Below are 15,733 nucleotides of genomic sequence, written 5' to 3'. Positions count from 1 at the left end.
AATCTTAGTATATAGTAATTTTTGTTGAAATTCAAATGTTTTTTAGGAGGAAGAGAATGGAAAAGAAAATTTCACCAAATTTAACGCTCTTTGCATTAGCTATCAATGCTTTCGCAATCGGTTCAACAGAATTTATTAGTGTGGGTTTATTACCAATGATTGTTAAAAGTTTTCATATTAGTCTTTCCCAAGCAGGTTTGACTGTTTCTTTGTACGCTTTAGGTGTGACGATTGGGGCGCCGTTATTAACAATTTTGACAGGAAAATGGAATCGTCGCTCATTAATGCTGGGGATTATGCTTCTTTTCATTAGTGGGAATTTAATTGCTGCGTTTGCGCCAACGTTTATTATTTTATTGGTAGGGCGGATACTTTCTGCATTGGCGCATGGCATTTTCATGTCTGTTTCGACTGTCATTGCCGCAGATGTTGTGCCGCCATCACGTCGTGCCAGCGCCATTGCTATTATGTTTACGGGCTTAACGGTTGCAACAGTGACTGGTGTACCTTTAGGGACGTTTATTGGGCAACAAACAGCTTGGCATATGTCCTTTCTTTTTATAGCCAGTATTGGCTTGGTGGGACTGATTGCTAGTTATTTTTTAGTTCCCAAAAATTTACCGATACCAGGGAAGGTTGACTTAAAAGGAATCACGCGGATTTTTACGAACAAACCCCTCGTTTTCTCTTTTCTAATTACTGCTTTTGGTTATGGTGGAACGTTTGCTGCATATACGTACTTGTCACCGTTATTGGAAAATTTAGGCTTTTCAGCCAACGCGGTAGTGATTATTTTAGTTGTTTATGGCGTAATGGTCGCAATTGGCAATACAGTAGGTGGTCACTGGGCAAATAAAAAACCTTTAGATTCGTTAGTAAAAATGTTTAGCTTATTAATTCTGTCCTTAGTCTTTTTATTCATTACTGTTTTAATGGATAACAGTCTTCTAGGCTTATTAGCAAGTTTGATGTTGGGTCTATTTGCCTTTATGAATGTACCTGGTTTACAACTATATGTTGTAGAATTAGCGGAAAAGTATGTTCCAGAAGATATCACTTTGGCCTCAGCTTTTAATATTGCAGCCTTTAATATTGGGATTACCGTTGGCTCAATGACAGGTGGGATGGTCACAGATCATTTATCAGTAACATATACACCGATTTTTGGTGGTTTTATCGTGCTAATTGCTGTCTTGTTCGTACTTTATATTCGGAAGCAAGAAGCATAAAAAAACAACTATCTTTAGAAAACTAAAAAAAGCAGCTGGTCACTATGGAACTGACCAGCTGCTTTTTTTTAAGCTTTTTTGCGGAAATAATTCCAGCAAGCAATCAAAACAATCACTAATAAGGTTAGCAAGAAAATCAGAGAAATGAGTGAGCCCATCGTTGTCCCCTGAGCAAAATTATCTGCGTGGTCTTGAGCGATATTAATAATCGTCGCTACAATGGCCGTCGCAATAGCGCCAGAAAATTGTTGAAGTGTATTAAATAACGTATTGCCGTCGCCAAAATCTTTCTCCTCTAACAAGCTCATACCAGTCGTCATCATATTACTGTATGCAAAACCTAGACCAATCATATAGGTAACATGTCCAGCGACGAATCCTAATAAAACAGGCATCTCTAGTAAAATTGTTAAAGCTAGCCAACCGATTGTCGCCAAACTTAAGCCAAATAATATAGGTTTTTTAGCGCCGTATTGATCCAACACTCGTCCAGAAAGTGGTGCCAAAATGGCCCCGACTGTAGCACCTGGCAGCATGACTAGCCCAGCTACAAACGCATTTTTTCCAAGGACGATTTGAACAAAGTTTGGTAAGACAAAGGAAATTCCTAACAATAAGAATTGACAAACTAAAAAGCCACATAAAAATAAAACGAAGGCGGGATTTTTTAAAATTGTCAAACGAACTAGTGGCTGTTCAGCGGTTGTTGCTCGTTTATAAAAAATAACAAAGCCAATAACGGCTGCCAGAAGTGAAAGCCAGCCAAACAATGTACCAATTTTACTTAAAAACATCAACAAACCACTAAATAACAGGGCAATACCAATTAAACTAACCAAATCAAGAGTGGTGGTTTTTTTAACAGGTATTTCTGGAATAGTAGATAATCCCATAAACAAAGAAAGCAGTAAAATAGGAATTAAGAATAAAAAGATGGCGTGCCAAGACAGGGAAGATGTTAAGATTCCACCATACGTTGGACCAATGGCTGGAGCAATTGAAGTGGTCAATGTGCCTACCCCCATCATCGTTCCTCGTTTTTCTAGCGGGGTAAAGTTCAAAATAATATGAAACATCAGTGGCAAAGCAATCCCAGTGCTAGCCCCTTGGAAGAGTCGGCCTAATAACAAGATACTGAAAGATGGCGAATAGACATCAATCGCTAAACCAATCAAAAAGAAAAGATTCGCAACAATAAATAAGCGTCTTAACGAATGGGTTTTTAATAAATAATTGGATAAGGGCACCATGATAGAAATAACTAATAAATAAATCGTTGTCACCCACTGCACGGTACCGGTGGAAACACCAAATTCCTTTGTTAATGTCGGAAAGGTTACATTCATTGCTGTTTCAATTAATACGCCAGCAAAAGACATAATTCCTGTCGCTAAAACGGCAGGGAATAATCGTACGTTTTTTTGTTCCATTTAATCACCTCTATAGTTTTCATTTTTTCGTAAAAAAATAGAAGCAGTTTCTATAAGAATAGAAACCGCCTCTCTCTCGACACGCAACTTGCGTGTTATCTGTACGATTTGTTTACATGTTGCATTGTAAACACTTTTTAGGCAATCGTCAAGCAGAAAATAATTAACGTTGCATGAAGAAACTAATAATTGCAAAAATAGCAATGTGAGCTGGATAGAAAATATAAAAGAAATTCCGCATGCCACGGCCTTTTTCACCATTATAAAGAACAATTGGAATCGCTGCTAAAATCATCATCCATTGGTGGTTCACCCCGAATAGTTCTTGGAAATTATAGCTGGCTGCTGAAATCAACGCAACAACGCCAATTGCTGAAATTTGTAACCACTTTTTGCCATGGAATAAATAAAAAGCTACGGCCAAGAGAACAAATAAAAACCCACCTTCTGTCATCATTAGTGATGGCACAATCAGATTGAAAATTTGGAAACCAATTAAGATAGCAGGGTTGCTTAATATGTCTGGAGAACTAAAAACAACGAGAGGTAGAGCACTGATTAATAAAGGCACAATAAACCAAAGAAGCCCTTTACCAATTTGTTTTTGTTTAAAATAGTCCATAGACTGCATGTAGACCGTACCTAAAAATAACGTCCCAAAAATATTATTGATAATTAAGCCACCTGTTGAAAAATACGCATTTAAAATGCCGTTCAGAATCCCCATAATCCAGAAGCCTAACAATAACCGGAACATGTATTTTCGCCGATTGCTTGTGTGAATGAAGCCTTCAGAACTTTCAAATAAGAAAATAGGTGCAGCAATTCGTCCAATCCATCCGAACCAACCAGGCACGCCTAAAAAACTAAAAAATTGCAATAGATGGTCAAAGACCATTGAAATAACCCCAATGACTTTCAAATGAAAGCCAGTTAATGTTTTACCCATAGTATAAACGCCTCTCTTTCATAAAGAACAATATAACAAAGTCCAGAAAAACCAACCATTTATTTGCCTAACAGTTATCTTACAAAATTGTTTGATTTCTTCAGCTTTTGATGAAAGAAAAAAAGTGCCAAGACTAGTTTTTATAGTTATTCTATGCTATAGTAAAAGTACATTTTAATAAAAAACATTTGGGGTGCTGTTATGGCTGAGATGATACCCATTGAACCTGATGCAGTTAGTACTGTCGCAGGGAAATGCCGATTTACTTTGATTTTTCACGCACTCATTCTGTCCTAGGATGAGTGTGTTTTCTTTTATCAGGGTTTATTTAAGTCACTCCTTTTGCTTTTTGTTAAGAGAAAGGAGTTTTTTTATTGAAAAAATGGTCATTGCAACAAGTCGTCTTACTCGCTTTTTTAGCCTTTTTGTTTGGCGGTGTTTTTATGGGGGCAGGGTTCCTCTATGCGTTATTGAATGCTGCGCTGTTACCATTAGGCCTGAGTCCATTTGCCAATGAGCTTTTATTTGGAATGTGGACCATGGTGGCACCAATTGCAGCGATGCTGATTCCACGAGCGGGAAGTGCTGTTTTGGCGGAAGTTTTAGCCGCTTTGGCAGAAATGCTTTATGGTTCGTATTTCGGACCTAGTGTATTAATTTCTGGTGTGATTCAAGGCCTAGGTAGTGAAAGTGGCTTTTTTGTGACACGCTACAAACGGTACGATACACTAACGTTATTTTATAGTGCGATTGGGACGACTATTTTTAGTTATGTGTATGAATACTTTAAGTTTGGTTATGGCAATTACGGTCTGGGGATGAACATTGCTTTAATTAGCGTTCGATTCGTTTCTATTTGTTTCTTTGGTATTTTCTTAACGAAAGTTATTTTACGAATGTATCAGTCTGCGCAAGGGTTAGCTGTGAAGGCAAAATGAATAGTATCCAATTAAAAGCTGTGTCCTTTTCACGAGAACAACCCTTGTTTGAAAAGACAAATTTAGCAATTCCTCAAGGAACGTTTTCCTTATTAATTGGCGATAGTGGTAGTGGAAAATCAACGCTCTTACGCTTGATTGCCGGATTTGCTCCGCTTGATTACCAAGGAGAAATTTTGATTGAAGGAATGGAACGTCGACAATTATCAACTCGTGAAAAGGCGCAAAAAATTGGCATGCTGTTTCAAAACCCCAGTCAACAATTTACAATGAAAACCTTGGAACGAGAACTGATTTTTGCTTTAGAAAATTTAGGAATCCCGCCTGAAGAAATGAACCGGAAAATCCAAACAGCGCTTCAACTTGTTCAGACTCAAACCTTATTCACACGAGAATTAGCGACGTTATCTGGTGGTGAAAAACAAAAAGCGGCGTTGACAGTTCTGCTAGCAATGAACCCAGATATTCTTTTATTAGATGAACCTTTTGCAAGTATTGATCCAACCTCTCGAAAACAATTTATTCAAATATTAGCAAGACTCCATCAAGCAGGCAAAACGATTTTGGTGTGCGACCACGATTTCAGCGATTACGCTGATGTTGTGGACCAAGTCGTCACGTTGAAAAATGGCCAGTTTGAAAAGCAACCGTTGACGTTTATCAAAACAAAACCACAGACATTTCAGCTTACAACTTCTGTGGTAAAACAACCAATGCTCCAATTGAAAAATTTTCGTTTGTCTCAGGGAAAACGAGTGCTACTTGAAGAAAAAGAAGCGCTTTTGTTTAAAGGAATTACCACGTTGACGGGGCCAAATGGGGCGGGAAAATCCACCTTATTAAAAGCCATCGTTCAGAGACAAAAATATCAAGGGAAAATGTTCTTGGCAGGCCGCCGCTTGCGGGCTTCAAAAAAATTGTATCAACACATGACATTAGCGGTGCAACAAGCCAATCGTCAGTTTGTCACGTTGACTTTACGAGAAGAGCTTTTGTTTGGTCAGAACATGACAGCAGAAAAAAGAAGAAAACAAGAGGAAGCCTTAACTTTTTTAGGTTTAAAAGAAAAACTAGAGCACAGTGTTTTTCAACTAAGTGAAGGGCAAAAAAAGATGGTGCAATTAATTAGTTTGCTGAGCTTAGATTTGGACTGTTTACTTTTAGATGAACCTTTTGCTGGATTAGATGAGCGAGCATGCAATTATTTTGTTGAATGGATCAAAGAAAAAAGTGCGCAACAAGATTTTCTAATCGTCACGCATCGGCTAGAACCTCTCTCTGGCGTGAGCAATTACCGAATAGAATTGCTGCAGCAACAACTGATTATCTGGCAGGAGGGAACCACATGCAAATAAAGCAAACAAATGCAGCAATTTATGCTTCTTTGATTCTTATTTTGACCTTTGAATTATCTTTTTCTCAGTCAATTTTAGCAAATTTGGCGGTTTTTATGGGTTGTGTCATTTTTTTAATAGGCCAGCGAAAATCCCGCTTACTGCTTTGGTTATTTTTCTTGCCACTTTTACCAGCAATCGGGACGTTTTGGTCTATTTATTTGCATGGTACGAGTAGTCAACAAGCCTGGCTTTTGTTTAGTCGAACGTATGCCTTTGCCGGTTTAGGACTAGCTTTTGCTGTAGGCGTTGATTTTGAAGAATTATTGTTGTTATTGGAACAAAAGGGGCTAGCACCAAACTTTGTTTATGGAATTTTAGTGGTGGTTCACGCCTTACCGGAAGTGAAAAGAGAAATTAATGATTTAAAAGAAGCAAGCCTACTCCGTGGCAAAACGTTTCATTTTTGGTCGCCGATGCTTTATGTTAAAACACTGCTCGTTGCTGTTTCTTGGCGAGATAAATATACGGAAGCAATGTCTGCCCATGGCTATGAAGAAGGAGCCACTAGAAGTCGAAAAGAGCATTTTGTGTCAGCAAAAGTCAGTCTTGGGCTTGCTATTTTGATCATCATTTTTACCAATTTGTTTATTTTTCTAACGTAAAGGAGAAACCTATGACATTTACAGAACAAGCCAAAGAACAAGCGCAAGCTTCTTGGCAAGGGAGTTTTCAGCATCCTTTTATCACAGAGTTACATGAAGGAACCTTGAGTCCAATGATTTTTCGCTACTATTTAATTCAAGATCATTACTATTTAAAACATTTTAGTCAACTTTATCGCTTGATTGCGGCACAAACGCAACAACCTCGATTGAAAAAATTACTCTTAACAAATGCGGAAAATCTCGCGTTGGGCGAATTAGCTATTCGTGAAACTTTTTTTGAAGAACTAGCGATTACGGAAGAAGAAGTTGCAGCGACACCGATTGCACCAACCGCGTATCACTATGTTTCTCATATGTATCGCCAACTTATTGAAGGAACGCCTAAGACGGCCGCAGCAAGTATGTTGCCTTGTTCTTGGCTCTATCAAGAAATTGGTGCACATTTAGTCAAACAACACTCACCAGAACCACTGTACCAACGTTGGATTGAAACCTATGCTGGGGAGGAAGCGTACCAACACGTCCAAGAGGAACGTCAACTGTTAGACCAATTATATGAAGAAAGTTCACCACAAGAACAAGCAGCTATGATCACCGCTTTTGTTATCAGCAGTGAGATGGAATACGCTTTTTGGGAAATGGCCTATACACACGAAACCTGGATTGGTTAATACAAAAACAAGTCGTTTAGTGCTCGTAACTAACGACTTGTTTTTGTATTAGAAAGCAGTAATTGTCAGTTGCTTTTTTGACAGGGCGTGATAAGATATTCAGTGACGCAAAATCTGTTGTAACTCGCTCAGTAATAACAGAAACGCCTTGCTAAGAAAGGACTGTAGAAGCCTCATGAATTATCCAGAACCGATTGCAAAATTGATTGAAAGTTATATGAAATTACCAGGAATTGGTCAAAAAACAGCGACACGGCTTGCTTTTTATACAATTGATATGAAAGAAGAAGATGCTAATGCTTTTGCAAAAGCGCTAATTAGTGTCAAGAGAGATCTCCATTTCTGTAGTATTTGCGGAAATATTACTGAAGAAGATCCTTGTGAAATTTGCCAAGATAAAAATCGTGACCGTAGTATTATTTTAGTAGTGGAAGAACCAAAAGACGTTATGGCAATGGAAAAAATGCGTGAATATCAAGGCTTGTATCACGTACTCCACGGGGTGCTTTCACCGATGGAAGGAACAGGACCAGAAGATATTAATATTGCCTCTTTGATCAAACGATTGCACGATGATGAAGTGAAAGAGGTCATTATAGCAACCAACGCTACCACTGAAGGAGAAGCGACGGCGATGTATTTATCACGGCTCATTAAACCAGCTGGAATCACCGTTACTCGTTTGGCACACGGCTTGTCTGTCGGCAGCGATATTGAATATGCAGACGAAATAACCTTGCTAAAAGCAGTCGAAGGGCGTCGAGAAATTTAAAAGAAACATCGTTGGAAAAAGAAGTTGAAATCGAAGTAGGTCGTTTCTGTGAGAAAATGTCGCAGTTCAAGCTTTTCCGTACTTCTTTTTCAGTTTCTTTTTTTCAGCGGATGCATCACTTTAAATAGGACATAAGGATTTCAATTAGACTGATAGAGCAAGATGAAGTATAATAGATACAAGTAAAAATTGATTGGAGTTTTCGCACGTGCAGGGTATTTTTATCACATTTGAAGGTCCAGATGGTGCTGGTAAAACCAGTGTTTTGAAGGAAGTTTCTGAAAGATTAGCTAAAGAGTCAAAACGAAAAATTGTCACTACAAGAGAACCAGGCGGCATACCGATTGCCGAAAAGATTCGAACAGTTATTTTAGATCCAAGAAATGACAGAATGGATGAGCGAACAGAAGCTTTACTTTACGCAGCTGCTCGTCGTCAACATTTAGTGGAAAAAATCTTGCCAGCTTTGGAAGCGGGTCATTTAGTCCTATGTGATCGTTTTGTTGACAGCTCATTAGCCTACCAAGGCGCTGGGCGTAGAATTGGGATTGCCCCCATTGCTTCAATTAATGCGTTTGCGACAGAAGGTGTCTCACCAGATTTTACAATTTATTTAGACGTTGACTCAGATACTGGCTTACGGCGGATTCAAGAAAATCGAACACAGCAAATTGATCGCTTAGATTCAGAAGGGTTAGAATTTCATCAACGTGTTCGTCATGAATATTTGAAATTAGCAGAAGAAAATCCACAACGTATCAAAAAGATTGATGCACGGATGAGTTTAGAACTTGTCGTAGAAGCAACGTATCAGGCGATTATTGAACGTTATCCAGAAAACTTTTAATTATAGGAAGGTGTAGACCATGAAGATTATTTTAGCCATTGTACAAGACAAAGATAGTAACCGATTAGCCAACGAATTTATTGATGCCAATATTCGTGCTACAAAATTATCCTCAACAGGTGGATTCTTAAAAGCGGGAAACAGCACATTTATTATTGGGATTGATGATGAACGTGTCGACGAAACATTAGCTTTAATTAAAGAAACATGTCAATCAAGAAAACAATATGTTTCAACACCTGTGACTTTAGATATCACAATGGATGGCCAAATTCCTTATCCTGTGGAAGTTGAAGTAGGCGGCGCTACTTGCTTCGTCTTACCAGTTGAAGGATTCCATCAATATTAAGATGAATGAAGCACAACAGCTACAGCAAATGCAACCTTTGCTGTACAAGCAACTCCAAAAAAGTTTTGAGCATGGTCGTCTTGCCCATGCTTATCTTTTTGAAGGAGATACAGGAACTGGAAAACAAGAATTTGGCTTATGGATGGCGAAACATGTCTTTTGTACGAATTTAGTAAATCAACAGCCTTGTAACGAATGCCATAATTGTGTGCGGATTAATGAAAATGAACATCCAGATGTTTTAAGAATTGCGCCAGATGGGCAAACCATCAAAGTGAACCAAATCCGTGAATTAAAAGCGGAGTTTTCTAAAAGTGGGGTCGAGACTGCTAAAAAAGTTTTCTTAATTCAAGAAGCAGATAAAATGAGTACCGGCGCAGCCAATAGTCTCTTAAAATTTTTAGAAGAGCCAGAAGGACAAATTTTAGCTATTTTAGAAACCACTTCGCTTTCTCGAATTTTACCAACGATTCAATCACGATGCCAAACCTTACATTTTCAACCATTAGTCAAAAAAACATTAATTGATCGCTTAATCAAACAGGGGATTGGTGAAAAGACTGCAACCCTTTTAGCTGAGCTGACAAATAGTTTTGAGAAAGCAGTTGAAATCTCTCAAGATGAATGGTTTAATGAAGCTAGGGAAATCATTTTGCAATGGTTTAATTATCTAAAAAGTAATGATTTACAGGCATTTATCTACGTTCAGAAGAAAATGGTCAAAGTATTTAAGGAAAAAGAACAACAAGCGCTTAGCTTTGACTTGCTCATGGTTTATTACCGTCAATTATTGGAAGAAAGTGTTGCGACACAGCAAGCCAAAAAAATAACGGAAGAGCAGGCGGAACGGCTGGCGCTAATTTTGAAAGCACGCCAAAAATGGACTGCCAATGTTAGTTGGCAAAATGTTTGTGAACAATTAGTTATCCAAATGATTCACCCTAAATCATAAAGGAAAAAAGTGCCAAGTGGCATTCAGTTTCATAATATAGTAGGAACTTAGTTGTTTCAGCAAGTTCCTTAACCGATTGAAGCGACGTTCACTTGAACTAGATTAGGAGGAATAAAATGGTAGAAGTAGTAGGAGTTCGCTTCCGTGAAGCCGGTCATATCTATTATTTTGCTCCTGGAAAATCTGAGTATATTTATAATGAGAAAGTACTCGTTGAATCTCAACAGTCAAAACAATTAGCTACTGTTGCTATTCCTAAAAAAACAGTCGATTCAGACGATTTACCAGAGGACCTAAAACCCATTTTAAATAAAGCAACAGCCAATGATTTAGAAAAAGAACAAAAAAATTTGGCTGATGCAGAAGCTGCCAAAAGCATTGCCAATGAAAAAATTCGAGCTCATGACTTAAAAATGAAATTAGTGCGAGTAGAATATACCTTCGATCGTAGCAAAATGATTTTTTACTTTACGGCAGATGGGCGAATTGATTTTCGTGAATTAGTCAAAGACTTAGCGGCTATTTTCCGGACGCGAATTGAGTTACGTCAAATTGGTGTCCGAGATGAAGCGAAAATATTAGGTGGCATTGGCCCTTGTGGCAGACAACTATGTTGCTCAACATTTCTAGGAGATTTTATGCCAGTTTCAATCAAAATGGCTAAAGATCAAGGGTTATCTTTAAATCCTGTCAAAATTTCGGGATTATGTGGCCGCTTAATGTGTTGTTTGAAATACGAAAACGACGAATATGAAGCCGCTAAAAAAGAATTACCAGATTATGGAAAAGAAGTAATAACACCAGATGGCAAAGGCAAAGTCGTCGGGTTGAATCTATTAAGTCGGATTGTCAAAGTTCGTCTGCATGGTCGTGAAATCGCAGCGGATTATGATTACGAAGAAATCAAAGAAGCTACTGCGAAAGTTGCTGCTGAAAAAGGTGATCAAAATGGATAAACGTTCGCTCTATGATGGATTAAATTCGTTGGAAACTGATTTAGACAGTTCAGTGACACAATTAAGAGAAATTAAAGCAGCACTCCATGAGTTGGTAGAAAAAAATACCACGTTGGAAATCGAAAACCAACGCTTACGGGAGCATCTCCAAGAACTGAATAAGTTAGCAGGAAATACAACTGAAACTGAAAAACAAGAGCTATCAAAATCACGTATGAATTTGGAAAAACTTTATGAAGAGGGCTTCCATGTCTGCAATATTTTATATGGTTCAAGACGTGAAAATGATGAAGAATGTGCCTTTTGTCTTGATGTTATTTATGGGGAACGTACGCGTTAAGTCTAGTGGACACTGCAAATAAAAAGGAAAGGTTTGGTTTGACAGTCAATCGATTGTCAAATCAAACCTTTATCTATTTATAGAACGAAAAAGGAAAATGAGGGATGTGCTATGCAAAAACAGAAAAGTTTTGATAAGCAAACAACAAAAGGAAAATTGTATCTTGTCCCAACACCGATCGGCAATTTAGAAGATATGAGTATTCGTTGTTTAAACATATTGAAAGAAGCAACGGTGATTGCTAGTGAGGACACAAGAAACACACAAAAATTGCTAAATCATTTTGAGATTACAACACCACAAATTAGTTTACACGAACATAATTACAAAGAGCGAATTCCTCAACTGATTACACGATTGCTGAGTGGTGAAACGATTGCCCAAGTTAGCGATGCAGGTATGCCTTCAATTAGTGATCCTGGTCATGAATTGGTTACAGCATGTCTTGAAGAAGAACTGGCAGTGATTGCCTTGCCAGGACCTACGGCAGGAATGACCGCCTTGATTGCCTCGGGTCTTTTACCACAGCCATTTACGTTTTATGGTTTTTTACCAAGAAAGAAAAAAGAACAGAAAGACGTGTTATCAGCATTAAAAGAAGAACGGCCGACACAGATTTTTTATGAGTCCCCCTATCGGATTGCTAAAACGGTCGCAACGTTTGCTGAAGTCTATGGTCAAGAACGTCCCGCTGTGATTTGTCGAGAATTAACGAAACTTCATGAAGAATATTTGCGTGGTACCTTAGGAGAACTAACAGAATATTTAGCAGAAAATACGCTAAAAGGCGAGTGTTGTTTATTAGTTAGCGGATTTACTGGTGAGAAAGAGACAATAGCAGCAATGCCAGCTATTTCCCTCAAAGAACATGTACAAGTTTTAATGGAGGAAGAGGGACGGAGTTCAAAAGAGGCGATCAAAGAAGTGGCCAAATTGAGAAATGTAAAAAAACAAGAAGTATATAAAGAATATCATTCCATTTAAAAAAGGAGAGAAACATGAGTAATTTATTGCGTGCAGAAGGCGTGTCTTATCAAGTAAATGGTCGTAGCATTCTTTCTGATATTGATTTGTCATTTGAAACAGGTAGCAATACAACAATTGTTGGTCCTTCAGGTAGCGGGAAAAGTACATTTTTAAAAATTTTATCTTCATTATTAAGTCCTACAGAAGGCGAAATTTTTTATCAAGAAGCGCCAATTACTACAATGCCAATCGAAACATACCGCCAAAAGGTTTCTTATTGTTTTCAGCAGCCAACTTTATTTGGTGAAACCGTGTATGATAATTTATTATTTCCATTTACCGTCAGACAAGAAGCGTTTAATCAGGAAAAAGTCGTGGCATTGCTCCAACAAGTGAAATTGCCCGCTGCTTATCTTGAAAAGAAAATAGCCGAACTCTCTGGTGGTGAGCGACAACGGGTTGCTTTGCTACGAAACATTATTTTTGTACCAGATGTTTTATTATTAGACGAAGTTACAACGGGATTAGATGAAGAAAGCAAACAGATTGTCAATCAATTGTTAAACCAATTAAACAAAGAGCAAGGAGTCACGCTGGTCCGTGTCACGCATGATACCGAAGAAATTCAGCAAGCACAGCAAGTGATTCGTATTGTAGCAGGAAAGGTGGCGCCGACAGATGGATTTAGCAGTTAATAATTTATCCTTATTTTTTTCAGCCATGCTAGTGGTGGTCGCATTAATTATTAGTACTAAAGAAAAATTAGGTTTTACCAAAGATATTATTATTAGTGTGATTCGAGCAGTCATTCAATTAGTCGCAGTCGGCTATTTATTAAAATATGTTTTTCAAGTCAATAACCTGATTTTAACGCTCATCATGGTTTTGGTGATTGTTTCCAACGCAGCTTTTAATGCAAAAAAACGCAGCCAGCAATTACAAAAGGGCTTTTTGATTTCTTTCATTGCAATTGGTTGTAGTACAGGAATTACCATTGGTATTTTGATTTTTTCTGGTTCTATTAAATTTATTCCTTCTCAAATCATTCCTATCAGTGGGATGATTGCCAGCAATTCGATGGTGGCAATTGGTTTATGCTATCGCAATTTAGATACTCTTTTTCAAAACCAACGGCAAGCGGTAATGGAGAAACTAGCATTAGGTGCAACTATCAAACTCGCCTCTTTACCAATCATCCAACAAAGTGTGAAAACCGGGATGGCGCCGACGATTGATTCTGCCAAAACTGTCGGAATTGTTAGTTTGCCTGGGATGATGTCAGGCTTGATTTTTGCGGGCGTTGATCCAGTCCATGCGATAAAATATCAGATTATGGTGACTTTTATGTTGCTATCAGCAACAAGTATTGGTTCAGTAATTGCAACTTATCTTGCCTATAAAGGCTACTATAATCAACAAAAACAATTGGTCGTTTAATTAAAAAGCTGGAAATCTGTGTTTATAACTTCATGGATTTTCAGCTTTTTCTGGTTGAAATAAAGAAGTTTCAATTTGAAAAAGAACGGACGTTCGTATATAATGGAGGGAGGAGGCGAATCAAAATGATGAGCGAATTACGTTTTCCCTTAAAAAAAGATACGTCGAGAAAAATTATACATATAGATATGGACGCGTTTTTTGCTTCAGTTGAAGAACGAGATCATCCAGAGCTAGTAGGACATCCGTTAGTTATTGCGCGCCATCCAAGTGATACTGGGGGCAAAGGAGTGGTGACCACAGCGAATTATATTGCTCGACAGTACGGTATTCACTCGGCTATGAGTGCTCAAAAGGCGTATGAACTATGTCCAAGTGCCATTTTTAAGCCAGGTAATTATCAGAAATATAGTGAAATTTCTCAAGAAATCCGTGAAATTTTTCGCCGCTATACAGATGTGATTGAACCAGTATCTATTGACGAAGCGTATTTAGATGTAACTGAAAATAAGGTCAACAGTAAGTCGGCTATTAAAATTGCGAAAATGATCCAATATGATATTTGGCATGAATTGCAGTTAACTTGCTCGGCAGGTGTTAGTTACAATAAGTTTTTAGCCAAGTTAGCATCAGATTTTCAGAAACCAAAGGGCCTGACGGTTGTCTTACCAGAAGAGGCCGAAGATTTTTTGAAAGCATTACCGATTGAAGATTTCCACGGAATCGGGAAAAAAACAGTGCCTAAAATGCATGAACTAGGGATTTTTACTGGAGCAGATTTATACAAGCAAGATGAGATGACGTTGATTCGGTTATTCGGTAAAATGGGTTATTCATTGTATCGTAAAGTCCGCGGTATCCATGATGCGCCAGTTCAAGTGACTAGAGATCGTAAGTCGGTAGGCAAGGAACATACTTACGGCACCCCTTTAACGACGGAAGAGCAGGTTACGGCTCAATTGAGACAATTAGCAGCAGGTGTTGAGCGTGCATTGCAACGAGTGCAAAAACATGGCAAAACAGTAGTCCTAAAAGTTCGTTATACTGACTATACGACGATTACGAAACGTGTGACATTACCTGAATATATTTCTAAAAAAGAAGAACTTTTCTATCAAGCGAATTTAATTTGGGAAGATATTTTAGGTTTAGAACAAGGAATCCGTTTATTAGGCATTACTTTAACGAATTTAGATCCACTAGCGTATGAAAACATTGTTTTACCTTTATGGGAAAAAAGTTAGCCCTTTAGACACATCCTCAAGAGATGGCTAAAGGGCTAACTTTTTTAAATTGATTTTTTGATTTGTTCATAAGACGTTTCGGCGTCATGACATTTTTCCCAAATAACAGCTTTGCCAGCAGCAAGTGATTTGGGTACATCAATAATCCGTTGATTACTACTGCCACGAAATTGTAAATTTAAATTACGTTTTGCCAGTTCAAAGCGCCCATCAACTAAAATGTCAATTGAATGGAGTAGTTCAAGCTTATCAGGCGTTTCTAAAAGTAGTTCTTCAAAGGTATACCCAGACCAAGACCAGATATCTTTGGCTGAGCCAAATGTTTCCCGCACACGTTTGACTACACTAAGACAAACATCTGTATTCAGAAAAGGTTCACCACCCAAAAGAGTCAAACCTTGGACATAGTCATGGGACAAATCTTCAATAATTTGATTCATTAAAGATTCTGTAAACGGCGTACCGTAATTGAAATTTTGGACAGCTTTGTTAAAACAACCTTCACAAGCAAAGAGACAGCCGCTCACATATAAACTATTGCGTACACCTTCGCCATCAACAAAGTTGAACGCTTTGTAATCGGCAATCTTTTTTTGGCTGTAGTCTTCGGTTTTCCATTCTTGTGGTTTCGGATTACGCATCAGCAAAACT

The 15,733-nt window shown here is 38.1% G+C and carries 18 protein-coding genes and 1 riboswitch; of the genes, 15 read left to right on the top strand and 3 right to left on the bottom strand.

Annotation, left to right across the window (positions count from 1 at the left end):
• Positions 1 to 56: 56 nt before the first annotated feature.
• Entirely contained in the window at positions 57 to 1,229 is a 1,173-nt protein-coding gene (locus tag IGL56_RS10690; RefSeq protein WP_002365069.1) for an MFS transporter, read from the top strand.
• 68 nt (positions 1,230 to 1,297) lie between these two features.
• Here the strand turns inward: IGL56_RS10690 and IGL56_RS10685 are convergent, their stop codons facing one another.
• Both IGL56_RS10685 and IGL56_RS10680 read right to left on the bottom strand, forming a co-directional pair.
• Entirely contained in the window at positions 1,298 to 2,659 is a 1,362-nt protein-coding gene (locus IGL56_RS10685) for an MFS transporter (protein ID WP_002372339.1), read from the bottom strand.
• Positions 2,660 to 2,822: 163 nt separating this feature from the next.
• Positions 2,823 to 3,608, bottom strand: a complete 786-nt coding sequence (locus IGL56_RS10680) for a TraX family protein (RefSeq protein WP_002356353.1) — start codon at positions 3,606 to 3,608, stop codon at positions 2,823 to 2,825.
• A 179-nt stretch (positions 3,609 to 3,787) separates the two neighbouring features.
• A riboswitch (TPP riboswitch) is annotated at positions 3,788 to 3,878 on the top strand.
• 104 nt (positions 3,879 to 3,982) lie between these two features.
• Between IGL56_RS10680 and IGL56_RS10675 the strand changes: the two genes are divergently transcribed.
• The 14 genes from IGL56_RS10675 to dinB all read left to right on the top strand — a co-directional run bounded on the left by IGL56_RS10675 (position 3,983) and on the right by dinB (position 15,082).
• Entirely contained in the window at positions 3,983 to 4,546 is a 564-nt protein-coding gene (locus IGL56_RS10675) for an ECF transporter S component (protein ID WP_002359429.1), read from the top strand.
• Positions 4,543 to 5,901: an ABC transporter ATP-binding protein gene (locus IGL56_RS10670; protein ID WP_002365067.1), complete on the top strand. Its 1,359-nt coding sequence runs from the start codon at positions 4,543 to 4,545 to the stop codon at positions 5,899 to 5,901. Before IGL56_RS10675 ends, IGL56_RS10670 begins: the two co-directional genes overlap by 4 nt.
• The gene (locus tag IGL56_RS10665; RefSeq protein WP_002362491.1) at positions 5,892 to 6,545 is read left to right on the top strand and encodes a CbiQ family ECF transporter T component; all 654 of its coding nucleotides are present in this window, start codon (positions 5,892 to 5,894) and stop codon (positions 6,543 to 6,545) included. The genes IGL56_RS10670 and IGL56_RS10665 overlap by 10 nt, the downstream gene beginning before the upstream one ends.
• A gap of 11 nt (positions 6,546 to 6,556) precedes the next feature.
• Positions 6,557 to 7,219 carry a thiaminase II gene (tenA, locus tag IGL56_RS10660; protein ID WP_430599768.1) on the top strand — a complete coding sequence of 221 codons (663 nt, stop codon included), beginning with the start codon at positions 6,557 to 6,559 and terminating at the stop codon, positions 7,217 to 7,219.
• Positions 7,220 to 7,394: 175 nt separating this feature from the next.
• Positions 7,395 to 7,991 carry a recombination mediator RecR gene (gene recR / locus IGL56_RS10655; RefSeq protein ID WP_002356363.1) on the top strand — a complete coding sequence of 199 codons (597 nt, stop codon included), beginning with the start codon at positions 7,395 to 7,397 and terminating at the stop codon, positions 7,989 to 7,991.
• A gap of 208 nt (positions 7,992 to 8,199) precedes the next feature.
• Positions 8,200 to 8,838 carry a dTMP kinase gene (gene tmk, locus IGL56_RS10650; protein WP_002356366.1) on the top strand — a complete coding sequence of 213 codons (639 nt, stop codon included), beginning with the start codon at positions 8,200 to 8,202 and terminating at the stop codon, positions 8,836 to 8,838.
• Positions 8,839 to 8,857: 19 nt separating this feature from the next.
• The gene (locus IGL56_RS10645) at positions 8,858 to 9,187 is read left to right on the top strand and encodes a cyclic-di-AMP receptor (RefSeq protein ID WP_002356367.1); all 330 of its coding nucleotides are present in this window, start codon (positions 8,858 to 8,860) and stop codon (positions 9,185 to 9,187) included.
• 1 nt (position 9,188) lies between these two features.
• Positions 9,189 to 10,139 (top strand): DNA polymerase III subunit delta', encoded by a 951-nt coding sequence (gene holB / locus IGL56_RS10640; RefSeq protein WP_002389791.1) that lies wholly within the window; start codon positions 9,189 to 9,191, stop codon positions 10,137 to 10,139.
• Between the two features lie 116 nt (positions 10,140 to 10,255).
• A complete protein-coding gene (locus IGL56_RS10635) occupies positions 10,256 to 11,095 on the top strand; it encodes a PSP1 domain-containing protein (RefSeq protein WP_002356371.1) in 840 nt (279 codons plus the stop codon).
• Positions 11,088 to 11,435 (top strand): DNA replication initiation control protein YabA, encoded by a 348-nt coding sequence (locus IGL56_RS10630; protein ID WP_002356372.1) that lies wholly within the window; start codon positions 11,088 to 11,090, stop codon positions 11,433 to 11,435. The genes IGL56_RS10635 and IGL56_RS10630 overlap by 8 nt, the downstream gene beginning before the upstream one ends.
• A gap of 111 nt (positions 11,436 to 11,546) precedes the next feature.
• Positions 11,547 to 12,419, top strand: coding sequence for a 16S rRNA (cytidine(1402)-2'-O)-methyltransferase (gene rsmI / locus IGL56_RS10625; protein WP_002356373.1), 873 nt, complete (start codon positions 11,547 to 11,549; stop codon positions 12,417 to 12,419).
• A 14-nt stretch (positions 12,420 to 12,433) separates the two neighbouring features.
• Positions 12,434 to 13,096 carry an ABC transporter ATP-binding protein gene (locus IGL56_RS10620; protein WP_002356375.1) on the top strand — a complete coding sequence of 221 codons (663 nt, stop codon included), beginning with the start codon at positions 12,434 to 12,436 and terminating at the stop codon, positions 13,094 to 13,096.
• Positions 13,080 to 13,838 carry an ABC transporter permease gene (locus IGL56_RS10615; protein ID WP_002356377.1) on the top strand — a complete coding sequence of 253 codons (759 nt, stop codon included), beginning with the start codon at positions 13,080 to 13,082 and terminating at the stop codon, positions 13,836 to 13,838. Before IGL56_RS10620 ends, IGL56_RS10615 begins: the two co-directional genes overlap by 17 nt.
• A gap of 128 nt (positions 13,839 to 13,966) precedes the next feature.
• Positions 13,967 to 15,082: a DNA polymerase IV gene (gene dinB / locus IGL56_RS10610; RefSeq protein WP_023894966.1), complete on the top strand. Its 1,116-nt coding sequence runs from the start codon at positions 13,967 to 13,969 to the stop codon at positions 15,080 to 15,082.
• Positions 15,083 to 15,126: 44 nt separating this feature from the next.
• Here the strand turns inward: dinB and nrdG are convergent, their stop codons facing one another.
• Entirely contained in the window at positions 15,127 to 15,723 is a 597-nt protein-coding gene (nrdG, locus tag IGL56_RS10605; protein ID WP_002356379.1) for an anaerobic ribonucleoside-triphosphate reductase activating protein, read from the bottom strand.
• Between the last annotated feature and the right edge of the window lie 10 nt (positions 15,724 to 15,733).

Source organism: Enterococcus sp. DIV1316a, assembly GCF_050536915.1.
Taxonomy (GTDB): Bacteria; Bacillota; Bacilli; order Lactobacillales; family Enterococcaceae; genus Enterococcus; species Enterococcus faecalis.
This window is presented reverse-complemented; position numbering and strand designations above follow the sequence as displayed.

Bases quoted from the DNA above. Each gene is read 5' to 3' on its own strand.
- IGL56_RS10690 (WP_002365069.1), top strand. From the start codon at position 57: ATGGAAAAGAAAATTTCACCAAATTTAACGCTCTTTGCATTAGCTATC.
- IGL56_RS10685 (WP_002372339.1), bottom strand. From the start codon at position 2,659: ATGGAACAAAAAAACGTACGATTATTCCCTGCCGTTTTAGCGACAGGA.
- IGL56_RS10680 (WP_002356353.1), bottom strand. From the start codon at position 3,608: ATGGGTAAAACATTAACTGGCTTTCATTTGAAAGTCATTGGGGTTATT.
- IGL56_RS10670 (WP_002365067.1), top strand. From the start codon at position 4,543: ATGAATAGTATCCAATTAAAAGCTGTGTCCTTTTCACGAGAACAACCC.
- IGL56_RS10665 (WP_002362491.1), top strand. From the start codon at position 5,892: ATGCAAATAAAGCAAACAAATGCAGCAATTTATGCTTCTTTGATTCTT.
- tenA (WP_430599768.1), top strand. From the start codon at position 6,557: ATGACATTTACAGAACAAGCCAAAGAACAAGCGCAAGCTTCTTGGCAA.
- recR (WP_002356363.1), top strand. From the start codon at position 7,395: ATGAATTATCCAGAACCGATTGCAAAATTGATTGAAAGTTATATGAAA.
- IGL56_RS10645 (WP_002356367.1), top strand. From the start codon at position 8,858: ATGAAGATTATTTTAGCCATTGTACAAGACAAAGATAGTAACCGATTA.
- holB (WP_002389791.1), top strand. From the start codon at position 9,189: ATGAATGAAGCACAACAGCTACAGCAAATGCAACCTTTGCTGTACAAG.
- IGL56_RS10635 (WP_002356371.1), top strand. From the start codon at position 10,256: ATGGTAGAAGTAGTAGGAGTTCGCTTCCGTGAAGCCGGTCATATCTAT.
- IGL56_RS10630 (WP_002356372.1), top strand. From the start codon at position 11,088: ATGGATAAACGTTCGCTCTATGATGGATTAAATTCGTTGGAAACTGAT.
- rsmI (WP_002356373.1), top strand. From the start codon at position 11,547: ATGCAAAAACAGAAAAGTTTTGATAAGCAAACAACAAAAGGAAAATTG.
- IGL56_RS10620 (WP_002356375.1), top strand. From the start codon at position 12,434: ATGAGTAATTTATTGCGTGCAGAAGGCGTGTCTTATCAAGTAAATGGT.
- IGL56_RS10615 (WP_002356377.1), top strand. From the start codon at position 13,080: ATGGATTTAGCAGTTAATAATTTATCCTTATTTTTTTCAGCCATGCTA.
- dinB (WP_023894966.1), top strand. From the start codon at position 13,967: ATGAGCGAATTACGTTTTCCCTTAAAAAAAGATACGTCGAGAAAAATT.
- nrdG (WP_002356379.1), bottom strand. From the start codon at position 15,723: ATGCGTAATCCGAAACCACAAGAATGGAAAACCGAAGACTACAGCCAA.